Source organism: Kaistella palustris DSM 21579 (assembly GCF_000422265.1).
Lineage (GTDB): Bacteria > Bacteroidota > Bacteroidia > Flavobacteriales > Weeksellaceae > Kaistella > Kaistella palustris.
The window spans coordinates 18,586-42,348 of record NZ_AULL01000017.1 but is presented as its reverse complement, the minus strand read 5'-3'; the positions used below and the strand labels follow the sequence as shown (position 1 = coordinate 42,348).

Below are 23,763 nucleotides of genomic sequence, written 5' to 3'. Positions count from 1 at the left end.
CAAAGATAATGAAAGTGAGAAGAAAACTCCCAATTTTATTTTGGGTTCGGTTTTACTGGGTGAAACTGTATTCACCATTCAGATAATCGATATAGGTCTTATATTTCTCACCTTCCAGTGCCTGGTTAAATTTGTTGTTGATCTGTATGGCAGCTACAACTCCACCCGCAATACCAAAGAGAAAGTAGGCTGAGGAAACATTGATCTCTTCCGGAAAGAGCATATATTTATTGGCCATCACATAATAGCCGCTGTCATCGTGCTGAAGTTCCAAAAATCCCGCCTGTGAGTTTTTCCAGGCATTTCCGCCTTCAACGTAAATATAAATTTTTCTGGCCGGAATCCTTTCTTCTGTGGAATTAACTGCCTTTAAAACTTCGCCGTTTTTATTTTTAATGACTTCATAACCTGCCACCGGAGTCTGAGCGAAAAAGCTCTGATAGTCTGTATAGATGCCGTCTTTTAATTTCGCGGAACTGAAGGCGGGATAAGTGGATTTCAAAAATCCATCGTAATCCGTAAGGCTTGCCAATGGAATTGCTGTATTATGCGGCGACGCGCGGTAAGTATCAAACAGTAACTTTTGCAGGACTTTTTGTATGTTTTCAACAAAAATATTCGGAATTCCACCAACTTCCTTTGTACTTAAGCTGATCATATTATCGTAGCGTTTCAGAAAATGATAGCTGTCATCTTTTTTAAGGAAAGTGCTGAATTTCATGTCGAGCACGCAGAAAATTTCCTTGTTCCGCACTTCATTTGAAATCGAAAAATCTTCCACCAGCATCACGATGTCGTTGGTCGCCTTATCTCTTTTCCTGTTACCGTTCAGAAACCAGTTTTCAATATCGGCGCTCAGATCGTCGGTCGGGAATTTAAAAGTGTAGTACTTGCCGCGGAACACAATATCTTTTATGGTTTTATCCTTTCGTACATCGATGACCTGGAGGCTCCTGGCAGTTCTGGTGAAATCTGTAACCGGGTATTTCAGTTTAATGACTTCTTTGGTCTGACTGAAAAAGAATAAGGGCATCAATAAAAGTAAAAGTCCTTTGTACATAGATTATTTTTGGCGGGAAGATAAACTTAATTTCTAAAAAAGAACGACCTCCACAAAATAAATTGTAGAGGTCGCTCAAACATTAAAAAAATAAACTATTATGGTCGCCTGCTCTGCGGACCCGAATTTCGCGGCCCGTCTTGTTTTCTGTCCAACATTTTGTTGCGCAGTTTTCCTTCGGTCTGGTACATTTGCAAAACCTGCTGCGGTTTGATGACCTTCATGAATTTTTCTGCATATATTTTTCGGTTATCGAGAAGTTGCTGACCAATCTCAAAGCTTTGATTCAGTTGGTTGGTAGCCTCTTCGTCGCTCATATTTTCATAAGATTCCGACGTTTTAAATTTCTTTTTTATTTCGTTCTGCTTTGCCTGATATTCCGCATACAGTGTTTTAAACTGCTCCTGATCATCTTTTGGTACAGCAATTTCGGAAACTACCATATTTTCCCTGAACTGCTGCAGCAACAACATTCTCTGTTGCGGATTCATTTTTTGTATCGTTTGTTTTCTCTGTTCCGGCTTCATATTTTTCCAGTCATATTTCTGGTCCTGAGCAAAAGTCTGAAATGCGAAAAATAGTGTGGCCAATATCGATACCGTTTTTTTCATATCTTTCATTTTAGTTATATAAATCCAGGTATACATCCTGCTCAGCATTTCTGCCGAGATCGGCCAACTCCGCGGAAGGAAAATTAGCAAGAACCTGGTCCATCTGAATTTCTACATTTTTCGCAGATGCTTCTTTTTTCTGAACAGTCCGTGCTGGCGAGCCGGTTTTTACTGCTACCGCTTTTGACTGTTCTCCTGTTGGATTAGCGGGATGCTGAAAAGTTAAATTATTTTCTGGTTTTTCTGCAGGAACTACTTCTTCTTCCTGGGACTCAACAGCTGATAACGTATTGGTTACGGGTGTCGTAACTGCATTAGAAGCAACTGCATTGGTTTGATCAATCGGCGCTTCTGAAGTGCCCTGTGTTACAAAAAACGTAACTCCAAAAAGCAATGTGATTGCTGCCGCGGCTGCGTAGGCCCAGTTTAAATTTATGATCCTCCCTTTTTGCGGGGTAGAGGTTTGTCTGAGGACATTACTCTGCATCTGCTCAAAGAAATCTGCAGGACAGTCGTAAATATTTTTACGTTCCAGTTTTTCTATATCTAAATCTTTCATCTTTGAAAAAACTTTATTCGTGGTAATTTGCTTTTATATATTCTTCTACCTTTTGTTTGGCGTAGTGATAATTGGTCTTTAAGGTACCTACCGACATATCCAGAATCTGCGAAATCTCCTCATAGGGCAGATCCTCATAATACCGAAAAGTGAAAACCAGTTTCTGCTTTTCCGGCAGCGACTGTATGGCTTTTTGCAGCAGCACCTGAATTTCATCGGCATCGGCACTCACATTCTCAGCTACAAGATTTTGAAGATGGTATTCGGCACCTTCCTCACTTTTTTGCATCTTTTTCATTTTATTCAGCTGCTGCAGGGCCTCATTTGTGGCGATTCTGTACAACCAGGTGTAAATCTGACTATCCTGCTTAAACTGATGAAAATTTTGGTAAGCCTTTATGAAAGTATCCTGCAAAACATCCTGGGCAAGCGCATGATCTACAATTAACCGGCGTATATGCCAATACAATCTGCTCTGGTAAGCATCCATCATCAAACGAACACCCTTTTCACGGGATCTTTCGCTGGACATCAAGTCGATAATTTCGGCTTCCTTACTCTTCATTGTGAGGCTTTCGTGGTTTGGATAGGGAATTTAGTAAAAAGTTAAATAAGTATTTCAATTTTCAGTCCAAAGCAAATAATTATCTTTGTTGATAATTACAATAATGAAGACGGTAATACTTGGTTCCGGCAACGTAGCCTTTCATCTGGCCCAGGCTTTTCACGAGAAAAATATTCCAATCGCTCAGGTTTTTGGCCGCAATGCGAAAGAACTGAAGGAAATCTCGGAAAAATTTAAAATTCCTTTTTCTACAAGTACACTCGCCGACGCTGATTTTTATTTGATCGCTGTAAAGGATGACGCAGTTGCAGAAATCTCCACGAAGATAATTAAAAATGACTGTCTGGTCGCACATACTTCGGGATCTTTGCCAAAGGAAATCTTGAGTGGTAACTACCGAAAAGCCAGTTTTTATCCGCTGCAGACCTTTTCAAAAGCGAAAGTACTTAATTACTCCGAAATCCCATTTTTTATAGAAGCAGAAAATGAGGCAGATTACGGTGAACTTCATAAGTTAGCTTCCCTGATTTCGGGCAAGGTGATGCAAAGTACATTTGAAAAACGAAAATATATTCACCTTACTGCGGTCTTCGCGTGCAATTTTGTAAACCATCTCTTTGCAAGAGCCAAAGAAATAAGCGATTCTCAGGAAATTCCGTTCAGCTATTTTCTGCCACTGATCCGTGAAACTACGGACAAAATAGAAACGCTGGATCCTAAACTGGCGCAGACAGGTCCGGCAGTGCGCAATGATAACAGAGTATTGAAACTCCACCAAATGCTTCTCACAGAATCGGAACATCTGAAAATTTATGAAGTTATGAACGAATCCATAAAAAAAATGTATGAGTTATAAAGACAGGTTAAAAAATATCAAAGCATTTGTTTTTGATGTAGACGGGGTATTTACCGACGGAAGCGTTTATCTGATTCCCGGCGGACATATGGCCCGTGTAATGCACGTTCTCGATGGATATGCGGTGGTAAAAGCATTAAAAAACAACTACATCATTGGAGTCATCACTGGGGGTAACGACGATATGGTAAAGTTTCGCCTCAATTATCTCGGCATCTCAGATTACTACCCAAAATCTCCCGATAAACTTGTTGATTTTGAACACTTTAAAGCTAAATATAATTTAAAGAACGAAGAAATCCTGACCATGGGTGATGATGTCCCGGACCGCTCCATCATGCAGCACTCAGCAATTTCTGCCTGCCCGAAAAACGCGGTTCCCGAAATAAAGGAAATCTCAGATTATATCTCGCCAACTGAAGGCGGAAAAGGGGCAGTACGCGACGTCATCGAACAGGTAATGAAAGTTCAGGGGAAATGGGCAGATGACAATACCCAGAGCGTTTAACTTTTGTTTTTCGAAAATCAATGAAACTTTTACTGGCATCAAACTCGCCGCGCCGCAAAGAACTTCTTCAAAGTTTAGGTTACGACTTCAAAGTAGTCAGCGTGGAATGTGACGAAATATATCCTGAAGAAATCAGTGTTCACGCAATTGCAGGTTATTTGGCGGAACTTAAATCGAACTCGTATAAAACGTTACAGAAAGATGAAGTACTGATCACCGCAGATACCGTCGTTGTACTCGATGGTGAAGTTCTGGGGAAGCCGGATGATGCGCTTCAGGCTGCGGAAATGCTCCGTAAACTTTCAGGCAGAACACATGAAGTGTATACCGGAATTACGCTGCGGGCAGCAGGTAAAAAGCGTACAGTAAGCGACCGCGCAAAAGTATATTTCCAAAAATTCAGCCCAGAGGAAATTGATTTTTATATCAGCCGTTTCCGCCCGTTTGATAAAGCCGGCAGTTACGGCATACAGGAATGGCTCGGAATGGCAAAAATCAGTAAGATCGAAGGCAGTTTCTACACGATCATGGGCCTTCCCACACACCTTATTTACGAGAATTTAAAAGATTTCGGAGAAGACACTTTTCAAAAATAAAATTTCGTTATTTTTACCAAAATTAATCGGTTTTTTCATACTAAACTGCCGATTCAGAACTTATTATAAAATAATGAAAAAAACTATATTTTTCCTTCTAGCGCTCACTGTTTTCAATTCCTGTTCCTCGCGGAAAAAGTCGAGTGATTCGACTTTTATGAAAGGTTTCTTCTCATATTACAATACACTTTTCAACAGCAAGGATGCCCTGGAAACCGAGTTGCGCAACCGGGACAAATCGCACCAGGATAATTTTTACGCGCCCTATATTCAGCTGTTAACTTATGAGGATCAACCTTTGGGCAGCAATCTTGGCAACGGTGCTATGTCGGATGATGATCCTGCGCCACCGGCAAACATGCGTTCAGGCGGACCGGGCGTGCCGGGAGGAAATCCGAATTTCGCCAATATGCCGGGAAAAAAGGGTGCTTCAGTTTTAGAGATCTCCGAAGCTAAAGCATTGAAAGCCATTGCCAAATATTCGGTGATGAAAGGTGGAGTAGAAAAGAACAAGAAAATTTTTGATGCCAATATTTTGCTCGCGCAGTCGCGGCTCTATCAAAACAAACCTTTGGAAGCACTCGACGGACTGAATTATATCTTCAGCAATATGCCCAAAGATAAGCGCATTGCCGTGGCGCGGATCTATCAGGGTTTGGCTTATACCAAGATGGAAGATTATCACCGTGCTGAAGAAGTTTTCGCAGATCTGAAAACTAAAAAACTTAAGAAAAACGAACGCAGGCTTTTAAGTGTGTATTACTCTGAAATGCTTCTGGCCGCAGGTAAAAAAGAAGAGGCTGTTGAAGAACTCGGGAGTGCATACGCAGTAAACAAAAACCGCAAATTAAGGAGCAGGATTGCATTTCTTCGCGGTCAGATCCTGGCGAACCTCGGGAAAAACGAGGAAGCACGTGAAAGCTTCGTGACGGCGTACAAAAATGCCAATAACTTCGAGTTCGAGGTAAAATCGCAAATAGAAATCGCAAAAACCTTTAACGGAAAAGATGATGATTACGATGGAGCCAAGAACTACCTGGAAAAAATCAGCAAGAAAGGAACCTATGCTTCCCGGAAAAATGAGTTCTATTACGCTCTGGGACTTATGGCCAATAAAGCGGGCAAAAAAGATGAAGCAAAAGCATTTTTTGCACAGTCGCTCAAGGAAAAGATTTCGGATCCCCAAATCCGCGGTCTCAATTATTTCGAGATCGGCAAAGCCTATTTTGAAGACAGCGATTACCTTTCTGCCGGCGCTTATTACGATTCCGCACTCGCGGTAATGACCTATGAACCTTCTAAAATCCTTTTGGCAGAACAGTCGGGAAATATTAAACAGGTTTCAGCGAATTATTATCTGATCAAAAAAAACGACAGCATACTGGCTTTGGCAGCAATGCCTGAAAATGAAAAAATCGCTTACTTCACCAGGTATATTGATGGAATTAAAGCCAGGGAAGCCGAGGAAGAACTCGCCAGAAAGCGCGAAGAGCGCAGTAAAGGATTTGATACCGGCGATTATTCGGCAAATTCAATTTTCGCTTCGAACACCGGAGGTTTTCAGGATTTCGGTACCGGAAAGGGAGGCTTTTATTTCGCAAATGCTTCAACGGTGGCAAAAGGAGAATCCACTTTCAAACAGTTGTGGGGCAACCGAACCCTTAGCGACAACTGGCGGACTTCTGCGCGTGGCAGTTCTATTGAAGATTTGAAGAATGAAGCGATGGGAATAGCGGCGGCACCCGATCCCAGACGGCTGGAACCTGCGTTTTATATTGAACAGCTGCCAAGCGACCCACAGCAGATCCTTGCTTTGAAGAAAGCGCGCGATACAGCAAGTTTAGGCTTGGGAAGGATGTATGAAACCTACTTCAGCGATACGCCTCTGGCAACAAAAACACTGTACAATCTCGTAGATGCAAAGCCCGAAGATGATCTGAAACTCCAGGCACTTTACCAGATCTTTGCCTTTAATTATGAAAAAAATCCTGCCGCTGCACAAAGGGCGAAAAACATGATACTTGAAGAATTCCCGTATACTTCCTACGCAGAATTTGTAAAAAACCCAAAGAGCAATTCTTTCTCGCAATCTTCGGAAGAGGTCGAGAAAGCTTACGCACAGGCATTTGAACTGTATGATACCGAAAAATATGAGGAAAGCAAAGCACTAATTGAAGCATCTCTGGAGAAATATCCCAAAGATGCACTCGTTCCGAAATTTGCCCTTCTTAATGCCTTTAATTCCGGGAAGATCGCAGGGAAAGAAATCATGATCCTGCAACTGGAGCAGATCGCCCTGAATTATGCGCGAACCAGAGAAGGCGAGAAAGCCCTGGAAATGCTGAAATACCTGAAAAGTGACCTGTCTATAGAGGCAACCGACGAACAGGGAAATAAAGTAGTACCAGAGGTGCCACAGAAACAGGTTCAGCCGACGGATATCCGTGAAAATGCTGGTCCGGGACAGCCACGTTCGCCACGTCCGCCACGAAATGGCGAGCTGAGCAGCCCAACGGTAAATGAACTGAGGCAGCCCCAACCGGGTGGCGTACAGCAGGATCTGCGAATGCAGCCGGCCGAAGACATCAAGATTCAATAATTGAAAAAAAGCGAAGTTTGACCTTCGCTTTTTTATTTGGTTTAAAGATGTTTGGGAATCTGGTTTTTTCTGAATTTATTCCGGTTTCTTTTTTTTCACCCCCTGAAAATCTTTCAGATAAAAAGGTTCGAAATAGGCGACATCTTCGAATTCGGCGTTTCTGAATTTAATACCGGCTTCTTTGATTAAATGTTTCGCTGAAGGATATACGGAATCGTTGAATTCAGCATGTGGAAGGTTTATCATTTCCACCGCTTTAGTTGCGCCATCGCCCACAAACAATATCTTTTTTCCGGCGTATTCCTGAAACGAAGTCTGATCCAGAATTTTAGCTTCGGTATTGGCGATCATATTTCCCGACCTACCGTCGAATACGGCGCAATATACTTCCATACGGCGCGCGTCGATGAGCGGAATAATCAGGTCGTAACCCGTGTTCACGAAAGGCGGAACTATTGTGGTCAGTGAGTTTACGGCCAGAAGTGGGATATTCAGCCCGAAACAGAAACCCTTCGCAGAAGAAGCGCCAATGCGCAGTCCTGTATAAGAGCCGGGTCCTTTTCCCAGACTCACTGCATCAAGACCGGAAAGTTCTATTCCGGCACCCTCCAGCGCCCATTTCACGAAGGTGTGTAAACTCTCGGACTGTTTGTAATTATCTGAGCGTTCTTCGCACAGGCAAAGTAATTCATCACCGTCTGAAACAGCAACGGAGCAGTTTTTAGAGGAAGTTTCAATATGCAGAATTTTCATTTTTTACAATAAATGCTAAATAGTGAGGAAATTGGAGTTTCGTTTTACAGGTTTTTATAGACCGTGCGTGATTCACTTTGGGCGCTTGGGTAAATCGTAAGGTCAGAAATGGCCACGTGCTTCGGCGCAGAAACGCAATAAAAAATCGCATCCGCAATATCTTCGGGTTTCAAGGCTTCATAACCCTGATACACTGTTTCTGCCCTTTGTTCATCACCTTTGAAACGCACTTTAGAAAAATCGGTTTCTACCAGGCCGGGCTGCAGATTGGTTACTTTGATGCCATATTCTGTGAGTTCAAGACGCATTCCTTCGGAAAGTACGTCTACCGCACGTTTAGAAGCGCAGTAAACCACGCCGTTTGCATAAGTCTGGCGTGCGGCGACCGAAGAAATATTCACGATATGTCCGGACTTATTTTCTTTCATTTTAGGGATCAGCAATTTGGTGACGTACAGAATTCCTTTTACGTTACCATCGAGCATGGCGTCCCAATCCGCAACATTACCATCTTCCAAAGTCTCCAGACCGTGGGCATTACCTGCGTTATTGATGACAATATCCACATTCTGCCAGTTGGCGGGAAGGGAGTTCAGCGCAGTTTTCACTTCTTCGAAATAACGCTGATCAAAATTCAAAGTATAAACTTCAGTCAGCGCAGAGACTGTTTTTTGAAGTTCGGCCAGAATTTCAGTACGTCGGCCGCAAAGAATTAGCCTGTACCCTTCTTTAGCAAAGCGGTCGGCAGTTGCTTTTCCGATACCGGAAGTTGCGCCGGTGATGAGTGCTGTTTTCATTTCTTTATATTAATTTGCATCGAAACTCTGAAAAGCATCTTCGATGTGTGTGATTTGCAGTTTTCCGCTTTTATCGGGAAGAACTCCGATAATATCGAACCGCACTTCCTTATCAATATTATTGTGCTGCATATAAAAATCCGCACAGAGGACGATTGACTTAATTTTCTTTTTGGTCACCGCTTCCTGGGGTTCCATAAAAATATCCGTTCCACGCGCTTTTACTTCAACGATAACCAGCAGGTTTCCATATTCTGCAACAATATCAATTTCAGCGCGCTGATAGCGGAAGTTCCGGGCGAGGATCCGATAATTTTTAGCCTCCAGGAAATCTGCGGCTAAATTCTCGGCAATGTTTCCAAAGTCATTGTGTTCTGCCATTATTTAATGAATTGAAAAGCCCACCAAATGAGTAATATCTGCAGTGGCAAACGCAAAACCGTTAACCAGAATCCTTTCTTTTTTCTCACGTAATACTGCCGTGTCATTTCAATATTTGCCGGAAAAACAGCGATTAAAAGGACAATTGTGAGATAAGCGCCAAGTGTTTGTGTCGTTGGCCACAGCAGTAAAATTCCACAGAGAATTTCCACAATTCCACTTATTAAAACCAAACTATAGGGAGCCGGCAGGTATGGCGGCATGATCTTCAGATAAAATTTAGGTTTCAGGAAATGCATCAATCCCGCTAAGATCATCAGAAAGGCAAATATGTATTTTCCTGCTTCAACCATAATTCTAAAATTCTACGGTATTGAGTTTTCCCACGTTTAATCTCGCATTCCCACCGATTATAAGCGGACGGTTCTCATAAATGTGTCCATTGGGAAAACCGAAAAGGGTAGGGAAGTCATATTTTTTGAGCCGCTCTGAAATGAGCTGATATGCAAATTCATCAAAGCTGGTTTCATAGTTTTTGTTCTGCTTTTCGTCTCCCATATTCGTCATTCCCCCTATAATCAATCCTTTGATCTGGCGGAAAGCGCCTGCCAGTTCCAGACTCATCAACATGCGGTCGAGCGAATAATACTGTTCGCCAACCTCTTCGATAAAAAGGATCTTATCTTTAAAATTAAAACTGTACCGGGTACCCAGAAGTGCGTAAACTAAGGCCAGATTGCCGCCGATCAAAAGACCTTCCACATTTCCTGCTTTATTGTGCAGATTTTTTTCAACTTTATACTTCGGAAATTTTCCTTTTAAGATATCGAAAACCTGCGTGTAACTTTCAGCTGAAACGCCGAAACTCGCTGTTTTTATACTTTGTGCGTGGATGGAAGGAAAATGATTTTTAAATAAAAAGCTTTGTATCACGGTATTGTCGGAATAACCGATAAACCATTTGGGATTTTTCCGGAATGCGGAAAGTTGTATGTGTCCTAACAGATGCTGGCAGCCGTACCCGCCACGGGAAGCCCAAACTGCTTTAATATCCGCGTCGTTGAACGCCCAGTTTAAATCTTGAATTCGTTCTTTTTCGGTACCGGCGTAAGAATATCCATTTTTAAATTCGGTATACACATGTTTGCCTAAAACCGGCTCATAGCCCTGCATTTCAATCAAATTCAAACCATCTGTAAGCTGTTGTTCGTTTACAGAACCAGCCGGCGAGATGACTGCGATCTTATCGCCTTTTTGCAGAGATCCGGGAAAGGTGAGGGTTTGCATTAATGAATGTGTTTTTGAACAGTTTGTTCGGCTCTCTCAAGCTTTTTATCAAACTGATTGAATTTTTTAAAACTTTGAAGAAAAATAAAGATACTGAAACCGACCAACACAAATCCTACAATTTTCCGGATCTGATTGGTGACTTTCTCTGTAAGTTTATAATGAAAATTCTTGGCCAGCGAGATTTTAATGAAATCAATAATAAGATAAGTTCCCACGACCAAAGCCATATAAAGCAAAAAATCATCGAGGTTCGGATAGGCATTTCGCACCGAAATCACGGTGACGAGCCAGAAAAGTACCACACCAATATTCAGTATATTAAAGAAGAATCCATTAAGAAAAGTCTTCAGGTAGTTTTGGCTGATCATTTTTTCTTCGCCGGCTAAATGCATTTTTGTTTTGGAAACGATCATATACAGGGCATAAACCAAAATGATGAACGCCGTGATGCGGTAAAATCCGGGGTGCTTATCGATGATCTCTACCAGATCACCGCTTGCAAAAAATGCGGCAGCAATACAGAGGATATCGGCAAATATAACCCCCAGATCCAGGGCCAGCGCATGTCTGGGACCTCGTGAAAAACTGGTTTCAATTAACAAAAAAAATATAGGTCCTATAAAAACCAAACTCAGCATTATTCCTAAGCCAACTGCAGAGAGAATGAGTTCCAGCATATTGCTACTTTAATGTTCCGCTTACTTTAGAAAAAAGTAAATTAAATTTAATCACCGATGATCTTGAAATCCAGCTGCTTCTGAATAAGGTTGGCCTTCATCACCTTGATGGTGACCTTGTCGCCAAGCTGGTATTTATTACCGGTGCGGCTGCCCTCAACCAGATGATTTTTAGCATCGTAGGAATATGAATCATCCATAAGATCGCGCAATTTGATGAGTCCTTCGGCTCCATTTTCAGGAATCTGAACCCAGAAACCAAAATCTGCAACACCTGAAATGACGCCGGTAAATTCCTGTCCCAAATGTTTCTCCATAAATTTGACCTGCATGAACTTAATCGAATCGCGTTCGGCATCTGCCGCAAGCCTTTCCATCGCACTGCAGTGTTTGCATTTCTCATCATATTCCGGTTTATTGGGCGACTTTCCTCCATCAAGATAATGCTGCAGGAGACGGTGCGCAATAAGATCCGGATATCGGCGGATGGGCGAGGTAAAATGGGAATAATATTCGAAGCCCAGACCATAATGGCCAATAGGATCAGTAGAGTAGATCGCTTTGCTCATAGACCGCATCGCGAGGGTTTCAATCATATTTTCTTCTCCTTTGCCCTGCACATCGCTTAAAAGTTTATTCAGGGACTGAGCAACTTGTTTAGTGTTCGCTAAATCCATCTTATAGCCAAAAGTGGACACAAATTCCCGTAAAGCCTCAAGTTTTGTAGGATCCGGATCATCGTGAATTCTATAAATGAAAGTATTGTTGGTTGGTTTTCCGTTCCGCGTCAGCGAAATGAATTCCGAAACTTTGCGGTTGGCCAAAAGCATAAACTCTTCAATAAGATGGTTGGAATCTTTGCTGACCTTGAAATAAACACCGATCGGTTCGCTGTTTTCATCTAGATTAAAGCGCACCTCGCTGCGGTCGAAAGTAATCGCTCCGTTTTCAATCCTTTCCTTTCTCAGAATTTTTGCAAGCCGGTTGAGAGTCAAAATTTCGTCGGTCAGATCGCCGTTTTGCGTTTCGATTCTTTCCTGAGCTTCTTCATAGGTGAACCGCCGGTCAGAATGCGTTACGGTTCGGCCAAACCATTCTTTTATAACTTCGGCTTTCTCATTCAGTTCAAAAACTGCCGAAAAAGTGTATTTATCTTCATTTGGACGCAGGGAACATACTTCATTACTCAATACTTCAGGCAACATGGGAACCACACGGTCTACGAGATAAACTGAAGTTGCACGGTCATACGCTTCGTCGTCAAGCAATGTTCCCGGCACAACATAATGCGACACATCGGCGATATGCACGCCAATTTCCCAGTTTCCGTTTTCAAGTTTCTGAATTGAAAGTGCATCATCAAAATCTTTTGCATCTTTGGGATCGATGGTAAAAGTGCAGACATTCCGCATATCGCGGCGTTTTGCGACCTCGCTGTCGTGTATTCTCTGGTCTATTTTCTGTGCTTCTTTTTCAACTTCCTCCGGAAAAGCGTAGGGCAGACCATACTCTGCAAGAATGGAGTGAATCTCGGTTTCGTGCTCGCCGGGCGCACCCAGAACTTTAATGATTTCGCCTTCAGGATTTTTCTCACCGGCTTTCCAGTCGGTCATTTTTACTACGACTTTATCGCCATCCTGCGCACCGCCGATTTTACCGCGCGGTACAAAAATGTCTGTATTCATCGATTTCTTATCGCTTACCACGAATCCAAAATCTTTATGTTTTATCAGCTGAAAAGTTCCTACAAATTCATCGCGTTTCCTTTCGAGGACTTCCAGGACCGAACCTTCGATTTTTTTTCCCTTGAAGTTGTAAGTGACGATCAGAACTTTGTCGCCCTGCAGCGCATCTTTCACGTTTTTGGAATGTACGAATATATCGTCATCCATACCTTCTACATTCACATACGCATTTCCGGCCTGGTTAAAATCGATGGTTCCGGTGAGCGTTCCCTCAATATTCAGGTTCAGTATATATTTGCCTTTCTCAACTTCTTTGATGTGTTTATCTGCAAGAAGTTTATGCAGTGTCTGGATGACCTGTTCGCGCTGGCGGGGATTTTTATAGTCGATACCTTCCGCGATCTGTTTGTAATTGTAGATCTTGGTCGACTTTTTATTCATAAAGGACATGATCAAGCGGCCAATTTGCTGGAGCTTCTGGTTGTTTTTATGAGATATAAATTTTTTGTTTGCCATTAATTTTTGTTAAAGTAAGTGGTTATCAGCAGCAGGCTATTTTTCCCACTCTGTTTTGATGTCGTCCACCTTCGAATTCTGTGGACAGGAATTTCTGTACAATCTCCAATGCCAGTTGTTCCGCGATAAAACGCGTAGGAAGCGCCATCATATTTGCATCGTTATGCTTTCTGGCGAGTTCTGCAATTTCAGGCATCCAGCATAATGCACACCGGATATGCTGATGTTTGTTGGCCGTGATCTGAACACCATTTCCGCTGCCGCAAAGTAGAATTCCAAAATCATTTTCACCTTTTTCTACCGATTCAGCCGCCGCGTGCGCAAAATCCGGATAGTCTACAGAATCCGTGGAAAAAGTTCCAAAATCCTGAATAATGAAATGGTCTTTTAAAGACGCTTTAAGCATTTCTTTATAGTTGAAACCGGCATGGTCACAGCCAAGAGCAATTTTTTTCATGAAGAAATTTGTTTCCTTAATATGTATACAGTTCTGACAAATTTAATACTATTAATATAAACCGCGTTTTATTGGCTCTAATATTTTAAAATTTCGGCAGGAATTTTGAATCAGCTTTTTAATAGAAGCTCAAAAGTAAAAACCGTACCGAAAGCGATGCCGAAAGTATGTGGACTTGTTATCAGTACACTGTGGATAAGTCGCAGAAAGATTCTCTTTTTTTATCCGGTTAAAATCCATAGTGCAAATTGTTAACCAACATTTCCGAAAAACTTTAAAGAATTTTTTCAGGGCTCAAAACAGAACTTCTCCATACTGCACTTCTCCATAAACCGGCGAAAATACAGCTGCGAACATTTATTGATAACTTTATTATCAGCTTGAAAATAAGCGCTCTACTTTGTTAGTAAAGTACCGGTATCAGCTTGGTTCAATGTATACAGAAAACGGCATTTTAGTTCTCCACGAACTCCCACATTACAACAACACTATTCATTTCTTTTTTTATAAATAAGAAGATAATGTAGAGAAAATGTATTTTGGGGATTGGGGAATTTTAAATCAGAATTAGTTTTAATTCGGCCGAATTAATCTTAGATTTGTGCTACTCAAAACGGGAAAAACTATGAAAACAGTGAATGATTATAATTTTAAAGATAAAAAGGTTTTAGTTCGCGTAGATTTTAATGTGCCACAGAGTGCGGATTTGAAAGTTACCGATAATTCCAGAATTCAGGCCGTAAAACCGACGATTGATAAGATTCTGAATGACGGCGGTTCCGTGATCCTGATGACGCACCTGGGCAGGCCGAAAGGTAAGCCTTCGGAAGAATTTTCATTAAAGAATATCGTTCCTGAAATTGAGCACGTTTTAGGTCACCATGTAGAGTTTTGTAGCGACTGCCTTGGCGAGGATGCGCAGAATATGACCGGTGCGTTGAAAAATGGCGAAATCCTTTTACTCGAAAACCTTAGGTTTTATAATGAAGAGGAGGAGGGAAATGTGGAATTTGCACATAAACTTGCGAAATATGCAGATGCTTATGTTAATGACGCTTTTGGAACTGCACATCGGGAACATGCATCAACAGCAGTTATTGCACAGTTTTTTCCTAAAACTAAGTTTTTCGGTTTACTGATGGCTAAAGAATTAACCGCTATTGACAAAGTTTTAAAAAACGGTGAAAAACCCGTTCTGGCTATTTTGGGAGGCTCCAAAGTTTCCACAAAGATTACGATTATTGAGAATATGTTGCCGGCCGTCGATCACCTGATTATTGGTGGTGGAATGGCATTTACCTTTGTAAAAGCGCTTGGAGGTTCTATTGGAAAATCCCTTGTAGAGGAAGATAAACTGGGACTGGCGCTGCAGATTCTGGAGAAAGCAAAGGCGCAGAATGTAAAAGTTCATCTGCCGGTTGACTCGGTGATTGCTGATGAATTCAGCAATGATGCGGACCGCAGTGAAGTAGATATATTCGACATTCCCGAGGAATGGATGGGGATGGATGCCGGCGAAAAATCAAGAAAACTATTTCACGACGTTATTATCAATTCCCGCACAATTTTATGGAACGGACCGATCGGTGTGTTTGAGATGCCGCATTTCTCAGAAGGAACTATATCTTTAGGTGACAGTATTGCGGAGGCTATTGAGTTGGGCGCTTTTTCGCTTGTCGGTGGTGGCGACAGTGTTGCTTTTGTGAAACAGTTTGGCTACGAAGATAAAGTGAGCTATGTGTCTACAGGCGGTGGTGCCATGCTGGAAAGTTTAGAAGGAAAAGAACTCCCGGGCGTAAAAGCCATCAATGACTAAAGAAATTTTGTTACAGTAAATTTCCCTGAAACTTGAAATCATTTCAAATTTCGGGGATTTTTTTTTGGCAATAATTAAACTGAAATAAAATTTAAATTGGATTTCCGTGAAAATTTTAAAACTTTAATAAAAAAGGTCGATTTTTGACCTTCAGAAACAGGTCAAAAATCAATTTTCTAATTTTTTCCGATAACATATATCAGACTGGAATATTCGCCGGTTTTTGATGCCTTAAAATTGGAAATAGTTCCAAAAACGGCTCCTTTTAGCCATATTAAGGCTGATTTTTTGTATTTTTCGCTCAACATAGATATGTAAAATGAATCCAGGCGAAGTGGTTTCACTTTTTTCAGTTTCCAGGTTTTATCCTTAAGGAAGTTCGTCATTCCTTTTCTGGTGTAGTGGTAGAGATGTCGGGGTACATCATAAGCCGCCCAATATTCGCCATAATGAACCGCGTCATAAGATGTATGATTTGGAACCGCAATAATCAGACAGCCTTCTGGTTTCAGTTTCCGGTGGAAAGTATCCAAAAGTTCTTCGGGATTTCCTACGTGTTCGAACACATGCCAAAGCGTTATTGCGCCAAGGCTTTCATCTGCAATATCGTTTATATTTTCCAGCAGTACAGATCTGTGCAGTTTCGAAGCTGCTGCATTTCTTGCGGAAATATTCGGTTCGAACCCAAATGTCTTGTAATCATTTTCTATAAAATGAAGAAATTCTCCTGCGCCACAGCCATAATCCAGGACAGGTGATTGCAGGTCAATTTCCGATTTTAAGATTTTCGATTTATATTTTAGATTAAACCTTTGGAAAAATTTATATAGCTGGACTTTAAAACTTTTTGCATCCTGGTGGTGTGAAATATAGTTGACAGTTTCGTAATATTTGTCCAACTCTTTGGGTATGGGAGAAGTTTTATAAACACCAGGAATATCTGTTTCGGTAAGTTGAAAATTTTCCTGAGTCAGAAAATGGTCTTTAATAGTCATGCTTCCAATAATTTATTTCAGGAATATTCTTTTATTAATCTATAATCTTTAAATGACGTTTCACGTGAAACATATATATTATCTACCGAGGAAAATTAAAAGTACGTTGATGTCAGACGGCGAAACACCGCTGATTCTTGCGGCTTGTGCTATTGTTTTAGGCTGCACTTTGGTCAACTTTTGCTTTGCTTCCGAAGACAGAGATGAGATTTTTTGGTAGTCAAAATCTTCCGGGATCTTAATGGTTTCGAGCCGGTTTAATTTTGCTACATTTTCTTTTTCCTTTTCAATGTAGCCGCGGTATTTGATATTGATCTCTGCCTGTTCTTTAATCTCGCCAGAGAATACTGACAATTCCTGATTAATAAAGTCAATTTCTTCGAGTTTTTCCACTGTCATGTTTGGACGTGTAAGTATTTGCGAGGCGCGGAATGCCTGATCGACCGGTGCGGAGTCTATAGAAGCTAGAAGGGGATTTATAGTGCCAGGTTTTAATGAAGTTTCTTTCAGATAGCTTTCCAGTTTCGCGCTATCTTCTATTTTTTTCTCGACATTTCGAAGCCTTTCTGCATCAGCAAGACCTAATTTATAAGCCTTTTCGGTCAGGCGGATATCGGCATTATCCTGTCGCAGAAGTAACCGGTATTCTGCCCGTGAGGTGAACATACGGTAAGGTTCCTCTGTGCCTTTAGTGATAAGGTCGTCAATAAGGACACCAATATAAGCCTCGTCGCGGTTTAAGATGAAGTGTTCTTTTTCGTGGACTTTATTGTGCGCGTTAATTCCTGCCATAATACCTTGTCCCGCAGCTTCCTCATAACCTGTGGTACCATTGATTTGACCGGCAAAATAGAGATTATCGATAATTTTGGTTTCAAGCGTGTGGTGAAGTTGGGTAGGAGGGAAGTAATCGTATTCAATTGCATATCCGGGTCGGAAAACTTTAGCATTCTCGAAACCGGGAATATGTCGCATTGCCTTCATTTGAATATCTTCCGGCAGAGAAGAACTGAAACCGTTAACATAAATTTCAACAGTATTCCAACCTTCGGGTTCAACGAAAAGCTGATGACGGGTGCGTTCTGCAAATCTGTTCACTTTATCTTCGATACTTGGGCAGTATCTTGGTCCTGTGCTTTGAATGGTTCCATTAAACATGGGGCTTTCCGAGAATCCTTCACGTAAAATATCGTGTACGGTTTCATTTGTATACACAATGTGGCAACTCAACTGTTTTGTCAGTTTGGCGGTGTTACTGAAGGAAAATTTCTGTGGATTTTCATCTCCTTTCTGTTCCTCCATTTTCGAGTAATCGAGGCTTCGGCCATCAACACGTGCAGGAGTTCCTGTTTTCATCCTTCCTGCTTCGAAACCGAGAGAAACCAACTGCTCTGTAATTCCCATGGCGCGTGGTTCGCCCATTCTTCCGCCGCCGAGCTGTTTCGCACCTACATGAATGAGGCCATTAAGAAATGTTCCGTTCGTCAAAACAACAGATTTTGACCTGATGGTTAAACCCAGGGAGGTCACTACGCCGGTAACTTTTCCATTCTCGATCAGAAGGCTTTTTACCATATCCTGGAAAAAGTCGAGATTTGGCGTTTGTTCAAGGGCAATTCGCCACTCCTGTGCAAACTGCATTCTGTCATTTTGAGTTCTTGGAGACCACATTGCCGGACCTTTTGATAAATTCAGCATCTTAAACTGTATTGCAGATTTATCGGCAATAATTCCCGAGTAACCACCCATTGCATCGATTTCGCGAACGATCTGACCTTTCGCAATTCCGCCCATTGCCGGATTACAGGACATTTGGCCAATGGTCTGCATGTTCATAGTGATCAAGAGAGTCTTTGATCCAAGATTAGCTGCGGCCGCTGCGGCTTCACATCCTGCGTGACCACCACCCACTACTATTACATCGTATATTTCGCTTATCATTTCTTTTTTTTTAATTTAATGTTTCACGTGAAACATTTAAGATTTTTCACCTGTTCAAGCTGTACTAGAATCAGTATCTATAGCTTATTGAGGTAAAAGTTTTCTTTAAAGCGCATTTCTTTAATTTCCATATCTGTCTTATCTTTATAGCCGCAAAGATGTAAAAGACCGTGTGCTAAAACCCTGTGCATCTCTATCTTAGAAGCAGTAGAATGGGTATCAGCATTTTCAAAAATGCGGGGCAAAGATACGAAAATATCAGCGGAGATGGTATTGCCCTTTACGTAGTCAAAAGTGATGATGTCGGTGTAATAATCGTGCTGTAAATATTCCCTGTTCACTTTCAGCACATATTCATCATCACAAAAGATATAATTGATGTCGCCTACTTTTTTGTGTTCGGAATACAGCAGATCTTCCAGCCAGCGTGTAGTGGAGGGTTCAATGGCTAATTCATCAATATTCTCAAAAAAAAACTGTATCATGTTTTAGAAGTAATGTCCAAGGATTACGCTGAAGATGTCATTTTTCACAGAAAGTGATCTGCTGTAATTTATTTTTATCTGGCCAAAGGGCGATTTGTATCCGGCAGTTAAACCAACTGATGATGCGGTAACGTGGAACAGACTGTCGACTTTAATATCATCAAAAAGATTTGCCAGGTTTACATTGGCTTCCAAATAATAGTTCCTGTAAACGTTGTACTGCAATGCATTTGAAGCCATCAGCGCATTTTCAGCGAACAGCTGTCCGAATTCATAGCCGGGAAAACTGATGAAATTCCCCAGATTCTGTTCGAAAATTCCTCCCAGATGATAGCGGTAATATTTCGGAAGTTCATCACCCAGCGTAATGCCGCCTCTCAGCCCCACCCGGTACGTAAATTTGCGGGAAATTGGGAAGTTTAGCCTCGCATATAAGCTGCCCTGAAAGGTGCGCCCTTCGCCGTCTTTCTTAAATAGATCGAGAAGTTTTCCCTCGATATCCAGCAAAATTCCTTTGGTAGGGAAGCTTTTGTCGTCCTGCGTATCGCTTTTTATAAATCCATAAGCATTAATGATGTTTTGGCTGTCGGTAAAATCTGCTGCTCCGGCGAATTTATTTTCAAAATAATCATGACTCAGGCCGCCACCAACAGCGTAGCGATCGCGCCAGACAGACTGAATGAAGGCATCATTGCGAAACCAATTCCAGCGCTCATAAGGATTGCCACTTATATCCTTTAAGTCGAGTGTCATTCCTGAAGCGTAAACGCCGAAACCGGGTATATAACCGTTATCGATAAAGTAATTAAAATAATACCGCGGTTTATCGCCCACAATGACATCCAGAGAAATGGTGGAGTTTCGGAAAAGCAGTCTTTTCGCAGTAGCATTGAGCAAGAGACCGGTTTTAAAGATCTCATCATAATGAAGGCCGAACTTCAAAAAGAAGCGTGTATTATCCTCGGTTACATTTAGTTTTAAATAGTTCCTTTCACCTTCGTGAATGATATCGTAATTGATGAGTGTGTAATTGTTCGTCGCATACAGGCGGTCAATCATCTTATTAATGCCACCGTAGGTTTGAAGCGAGGGGATTTGCAGATTCATTTTTCCACGGATATAGTTGCGCGAAAAAATATGATTGTTTTCCAGTATCAGGCTGTCGATCTTATAGACATTGGTGTAAACCGAACTCATGGGCGCACGCAGGAGGTCGATCTGTTTTTTAGGCAACAGCGAAAGCGGCTCGACATATTTTACAGCTTCTGCATAGCCCGAGTCCAGAATTCTTTTCTTGGCGTCATAACTTGTCGCTCCGGTGCCGTCCAGGTTGGGGTGAATATTGATATCAGTATACTGATACTGGTTCTTTGTTTCCGCTTGTATTCCGAAATCGATGACCTGATTTAAAATTTCAATCGCACTCTGCAGGTTTTTACCACTTGCCAAACCCTGGCTTAGATCCACACCAATTACAATGTCCATTCCTTTGTCCTTTAATGGTTTTGAGGGGTAATTCACGGTCATTGCGCCATCAATGTAAAGGGAATCACCAATTTTCACAGGATCCATCAACGAGGGAAATGCTGAACTCGCCATAATCGCACTTACCAGGTCTCCTTTCTCGAAGATTTGTTTTGTACCGCTCTCAAGATTTGTAGCCACGCACATAAATGGAATCGGAAGCTTAGAAAAATCGTCGATGGTGGAAACGTTTTTAAATAGTTCTTTCAGCAGATAAATGTTTTTTTGTCCTGTAGAGATTGCTTTCGGCAGCACATTGATTTTTCCGTTCTTCACAGGAACAGTCAGGATGTATTTATCCACGGCTTTATTAAAAAAAGTAGTTTCCTGCCGGGTTTTTTCGTTGGCGATGATATTGTAGAAATCGGTATCCATTACGATTTTTTCTATTTCTTTGCCGGTGTATCCGGAGGCATAGAGTCCACCGACAATGGCACCCATACTGGTTCCCGAAATATAGTCCACTTTCACACCCAGGGAATCGAGAACTTTCAGCACACCAATGTGCGCAAAACCTTTGGCACCACCACCCGAAAGCGAAAGGCCAACCTTAGCATGTGGCGGTACGTTGAATCCGCTCTTCACCTGCGCTCTCAAAATGTAACTGCAGAGGAAAAGGCTCAGAAAAATCAGAAATTTTTTCATCTATTTTTTTATATAAATTCGTTTCACCCGCCGGGAAACAGAAGTGAGAACCTCGTACGGAATTGTATTGCAGTATATTGCAAATTGGGACAGACTTGGATTTTCATTAAAAATGACCACTTCTTCGCCCTCAGCAATGGGTTCGTCACCGATATCGACCATCATCATATCCATACAGACATTTCCGACGATTGGAAAAAGCTTTCCGCGGATCCCCACATTTCCTCTGGAGTTTCCGATGAGCCGCGGAATCCCGTCGGCATAACCTACCGGAACAGTCGCTATTTTGGTAGTTTTAGCGGGGCGGTGTTTTCGGTTGTACCCTACAGAGTCACCCACATGAACTTCCGAGATTTGTGACACTACCGTCTTGAAAGCTACAGCCTGCAATAAATGTTTACTCACCTCGGGAACCGGCGAAATGCCGACCATACCGATGCCGATACGAACCATATCATACTGATAATCACAATAAGTCGCGATTCCTGCAGAATTTAAAATATGTCGTAAAGGTTTGTAACCTAGTCCTAAAATCAGTTTTCCTGAAAACGCTTCAAATTCCGTCAGCTGATCAAAGGTAAACTCTTTTTCCAATAAATCATCAGCGGAAGATAAGTGGCTGAAAATCGATTCTACCTTTACATTCATGCCTTGAAGCGTCTGCAGCAGTTCAGGGATTTCGCTCTGTTTGAAACCAAGCCTGTGCATGCCGGTCTCAACTTTTAAGTGGATGGGGTACCTGCGGTCTATTCCTTTCTGAATAAGTTGCTCATTAAACAAGCGTAATACCCGCAGACTGTAAATTTCCGGTTCCAGATTATAATCAATTATACTGCTGTAACTGTGCTGTTCCGGATTCATCACCATCACAGGAGTAGTTATACCGTTCTTCCGAAGGTCCACACCTTCATCAGCGTACGCAACTCCCAGGTAATCAATGTGATGATGCTGCAGGAATTCTGCAATTTCATAACCACCCAAACCGTAAGAATATGCTTTCACCATCGCCATCATTTTGGTTTCCGGTTTCAGGAGAGATTTATGAACATTAATATTGTGAAGGATTGCATTCAGGTTTACCTCCAGCACAGTATCATGTTTTTGCAGTTCAAGGTGATTTTTTACTTTTTCAATTTCGAAACGCCGTGCGCCTTTCAGCAGAATAAGTTCATCTTCGATCTGGTTCAAAAGCGTGCTGTGAATCAGTTCTTCGGTGGTTTGGAAGGTAAATGTTTCTGCTTCAAAGAGGTGAGCAGACTGAGTAATTTCGTCACCAATCAGGAAAACAGTGCCAAAATCCTGAAGATTGGTAAGGTTTGCAACAGTCTGATAAAGTGAGCCCGCATCTTTTCCCTCCAGAAAATCCGTTAGAATGAGGGTTTTCTTTTTCTTATTATACTGTTTTATAAATTGATATGAAATGATAAGCGAGTCCAGATCCAGATTGTAGGAATCGTTGATGAGGAGATTTTTGCGTACGCCATCTACGCTTTCCAGGCGCATTTCAACCGATTTCAGCAAATTGATTTTTTCGACAATTGCTGCATTGTCAAACTTAAGTTCTTTTAGAACCGCGATCACAGCCAGTGCGTTGCTCAGCGTAGCTTCATCTCGCTGGCGTACCGGTATAGAAAGGCTTTCACCGAAATATTGCACTGTAATTTCTTTGCTGTGAAGCCAGCCATCTTTAATGGACAGGTCATTACGTTCTTTAAAACCGTATGAAATTAATTTCCTGTCGGAAAAATGTTCATCAATAAGTTTTAAAACCGCATCATTATCTCCGTTGAAAATAATGGTTTTGGAATCCTTGAAAAGAACAATTTTTTCGTTGATAAGTTGTTCTTCGCTTTCAAAATTGGCGGAATGCGCTGAACCAATATGCGTTAAAATGCCAATTTCCGGAGAGAAAATGTCTTCCAGCTTTTTCATTTCGCCCGGCTTCGAAATGCCGACCTCAAAAATGCCGATTTCATGTTGACCTTTAATCTGAAGGAGCGAAAGCGGAAGCCCAAGCTGGGAATTGAAACTCTTCGGGCTTTTTACCGTAACAAAACTTTGAAACAAGCTTCTGTAAAGCCATTCCTTTACAATTGTTTTTCCGTTGCTCCCTGTAATACCAACCGTTCTGAGATTAAACCGTGACAAATGATACTTTGCGAAACGCTGCAGAAACTGTACAGCGTCATCAACAATGATCCAGGTGATATTTTCTACATGCGGTAGCTGATGTTCAGAAATAATCACCTGAATGCCCTTTTCCACCGCGGACTGAATGTATTTCTCACCAGAATTTTTGGCTGTGGGAATAGCGATAAAGGCAGTTTCGGTCCAGGAATAAATATTCCTGCTGTCAAACTCAATATTTTTAATGATGATTTGACTGTCGCCAATCAGGTTGGCTTCTGTGAACTCGGCGATCTGGCCTGTAGTATAATTCATTTAAG

The 23,763-nt window shown here is 41.7% G+C and carries 22 protein-coding genes; 5 read left to right on the top strand and 17 right to left on the bottom strand.

The genetic code is table 11. The features are described 5' to 3' along the window. Positions 1 to 52: 52 nt before the first annotated feature. The 4 genes from H562_RS0107055 to H562_RS0107040 form a co-directional block, all read right to left on the bottom strand. A complete protein-coding gene (locus H562_RS0107055) occupies positions 53 to 1,060 on the bottom strand; it encodes a hypothetical protein (protein ID WP_027376857.1) in 1,008 nt (335 codons plus the stop codon). Positions 1,061 to 1,158: 98 nt separating this feature from the next. After that, positions 1,159 to 1,671: a hypothetical protein gene (locus H562_RS0107050; RefSeq protein ID WP_027376856.1), complete on the bottom strand. Its 513-nt coding sequence runs from the start codon at positions 1,669 to 1,671 to the stop codon at positions 1,159 to 1,161. A 10-nt stretch (positions 1,672 to 1,681) separates the two neighbouring features. Beyond that, complete coding sequence (locus H562_RS0107045; protein WP_027376855.1) at positions 1,682 to 2,230, bottom strand: hypothetical protein; 549 nt, start codon at positions 2,228 to 2,230, stop codon at positions 1,682 to 1,684. Positions 2,231 to 2,243: 13 nt separating this feature from the next. Continuing rightward, a complete protein-coding gene (locus H562_RS0107040; protein ID WP_027376854.1) occupies positions 2,244 to 2,795 on the bottom strand; it encodes an RNA polymerase sigma factor in 552 nt (183 codons plus the stop codon). A 103-nt stretch (positions 2,796 to 2,898) separates the two neighbouring features. Here H562_RS0107040 and H562_RS0107035 point away from each other — a divergent pair, with 103 nt between their 5' ends. The 4 genes from H562_RS0107035 (at position 2,899) to porW (ending at position 7,354) form a co-directional block, all read left to right on the top strand. Beyond that, on the top strand, positions 2,899 to 3,651 hold the full coding sequence (locus tag H562_RS0107035) for a Rossmann-like and DUF2520 domain-containing protein (RefSeq protein ID WP_027376853.1): 753 nt from the start codon (positions 2,899 to 2,901) through the stop codon (positions 3,649 to 3,651). After that, entirely contained in the window at positions 3,641 to 4,159 is a 519-nt protein-coding gene (locus H562_RS0107030; RefSeq protein WP_027376852.1) for a KdsC family phosphatase, read from the top strand. Before H562_RS0107035 ends, H562_RS0107030 begins: the two co-directional genes overlap by 11 nt. Before the next feature lie 20 nt (positions 4,160 to 4,179). Next, on the top strand, positions 4,180 to 4,755 hold the full coding sequence (locus H562_RS0107025; protein ID WP_027376851.1) for a Maf family nucleotide pyrophosphatase: 576 nt from the start codon (positions 4,180 to 4,182) through the stop codon (positions 4,753 to 4,755). Positions 4,756 to 4,828: 73 nt separating this feature from the next. Continuing rightward, complete coding sequence (porW, locus tag H562_RS14825) at positions 4,829 to 7,354, top strand: type IX secretion system periplasmic lipoprotein PorW/SprE (protein ID WP_051190437.1); 2,526 nt, start codon at positions 4,829 to 4,831, stop codon at positions 7,352 to 7,354. 75 nt (positions 7,355 to 7,429) lie between these two features. Here the strand turns inward: porW and tsaB are convergent, their stop codons facing one another. The 8 genes from tsaB to rpiB are packed head-to-tail and all read right to left on the bottom strand — an operon-like array spanning position 7,430 to position 13,910. After that, a complete protein-coding gene (gene tsaB / locus H562_RS0107015) occupies positions 7,430 to 8,107 on the bottom strand; it encodes a tRNA (adenosine(37)-N6)-threonylcarbamoyltransferase complex dimerization subunit type 1 TsaB (RefSeq protein ID WP_027376850.1) in 678 nt (225 codons plus the stop codon). 44 nt (positions 8,108 to 8,151) lie between these two features. Further along, complete coding sequence (locus H562_RS0107010; RefSeq protein ID WP_027376849.1) at positions 8,152 to 8,904, bottom strand: SDR family NAD(P)-dependent oxidoreductase; 753 nt, start codon at positions 8,902 to 8,904, stop codon at positions 8,152 to 8,154. 9 nt (positions 8,905 to 8,913) lie between these two features. Then, a complete protein-coding gene (locus H562_RS0107005) occupies positions 8,914 to 9,285 on the bottom strand; it encodes a YraN family protein (protein ID WP_027376848.1) in 372 nt (123 codons plus the stop codon). Further along, positions 9,285 to 9,638 (bottom strand): DoxX family protein, encoded by a 354-nt coding sequence (locus H562_RS0107000; protein WP_027376847.1) that lies wholly within the window; start codon positions 9,636 to 9,638, stop codon positions 9,285 to 9,287. The genes H562_RS0107005 and H562_RS0107000 overlap by 1 nt, the downstream gene beginning before the upstream one ends. Before the next feature lie 4 nt (positions 9,639 to 9,642). After that, a complete protein-coding gene (locus H562_RS0106995; protein WP_027376846.1) occupies positions 9,643 to 10,572 on the bottom strand; it encodes a S66 peptidase family protein in 930 nt (309 codons plus the stop codon). Beyond that, entirely contained in the window at positions 10,572 to 11,252 is a 681-nt protein-coding gene (locus H562_RS0106990) for a LysE family translocator (protein WP_027376845.1), read from the bottom strand. The genes H562_RS0106995 and H562_RS0106990 overlap by 1 nt, the downstream gene beginning before the upstream one ends. A 47-nt stretch (positions 11,253 to 11,299) precedes the next feature. Further along, positions 11,300 to 13,453 carry a ribonuclease R gene (gene rnr / locus H562_RS0106985; protein ID WP_027376844.1) on the bottom strand — a complete coding sequence of 718 codons (2,154 nt, stop codon included), beginning with the start codon at positions 13,451 to 13,453 and terminating at the stop codon, positions 11,300 to 11,302. Positions 13,454 to 13,478: 25 nt separating this feature from the next. Continuing rightward, positions 13,479 to 13,910 (bottom strand): ribose 5-phosphate isomerase B, encoded by a 432-nt coding sequence (rpiB, locus tag H562_RS0106980; protein ID WP_027376843.1) that lies wholly within the window; start codon positions 13,908 to 13,910, stop codon positions 13,479 to 13,481. Positions 13,911 to 14,535: 625 nt separating this feature from the next. On the opposite strand from rpiB, the gene H562_RS0106975 reads away from it, so the two are divergent. Next, complete coding sequence (locus H562_RS0106975) at positions 14,536 to 15,726, top strand: phosphoglycerate kinase (protein ID WP_027376842.1); 1,191 nt, start codon at positions 14,536 to 14,538, stop codon at positions 15,724 to 15,726. Between the two features lie 176 nt (positions 15,727 to 15,902). Here the strand turns inward: H562_RS0106975 and H562_RS0106970 are convergent, their stop codons facing one another. The 5 genes from H562_RS0106970 to H562_RS0106950 all read right to left on the bottom strand — a co-directional run bounded on the left by H562_RS0106970 (position 15,903) and on the right by H562_RS0106950 (position 23,758). After that, positions 15,903 to 16,721: a class I SAM-dependent methyltransferase gene (locus H562_RS0106970; protein WP_027376841.1), complete on the bottom strand. Its 819-nt coding sequence runs from the start codon at positions 16,719 to 16,721 to the stop codon at positions 15,903 to 15,905. A gap of 78 nt (positions 16,722 to 16,799) precedes the next feature. Further along, on the bottom strand, positions 16,800 to 18,662 hold the full coding sequence (gene mnmG / locus H562_RS0106965) for a tRNA uridine-5-carboxymethylaminomethyl(34) synthesis enzyme MnmG (RefSeq protein WP_027376840.1): 1,863 nt from the start codon (positions 18,660 to 18,662) through the stop codon (positions 16,800 to 16,802). Positions 18,663 to 18,739: 77 nt separating this feature from the next. Then, on the bottom strand, positions 18,740 to 19,147 hold the full coding sequence (ybeY, locus tag H562_RS0106960; protein ID WP_027376839.1) for an rRNA maturation RNase YbeY: 408 nt from the start codon (positions 19,145 to 19,147) through the stop codon (positions 18,740 to 18,742). A 3-nt stretch (positions 19,148 to 19,150) separates the two neighbouring features. Then, positions 19,151 to 21,316 (bottom strand): patatin-like phospholipase family protein, encoded by a 2,166-nt coding sequence (locus tag H562_RS0106955; protein ID WP_027376838.1) that lies wholly within the window; start codon positions 21,314 to 21,316, stop codon positions 19,151 to 19,153. Next, positions 21,317 to 23,758 (bottom strand): bifunctional UDP-N-acetylmuramoyl-tripeptide:D-alanyl-D-alanine ligase/alanine racemase, encoded by a 2,442-nt coding sequence (locus tag H562_RS0106950; RefSeq protein WP_027376837.1) that lies wholly within the window; start codon positions 23,756 to 23,758, stop codon positions 21,317 to 21,319. It lies immediately after the preceding gene. Positions 23,759 to 23,763 lie beyond the last annotated feature (5 nt).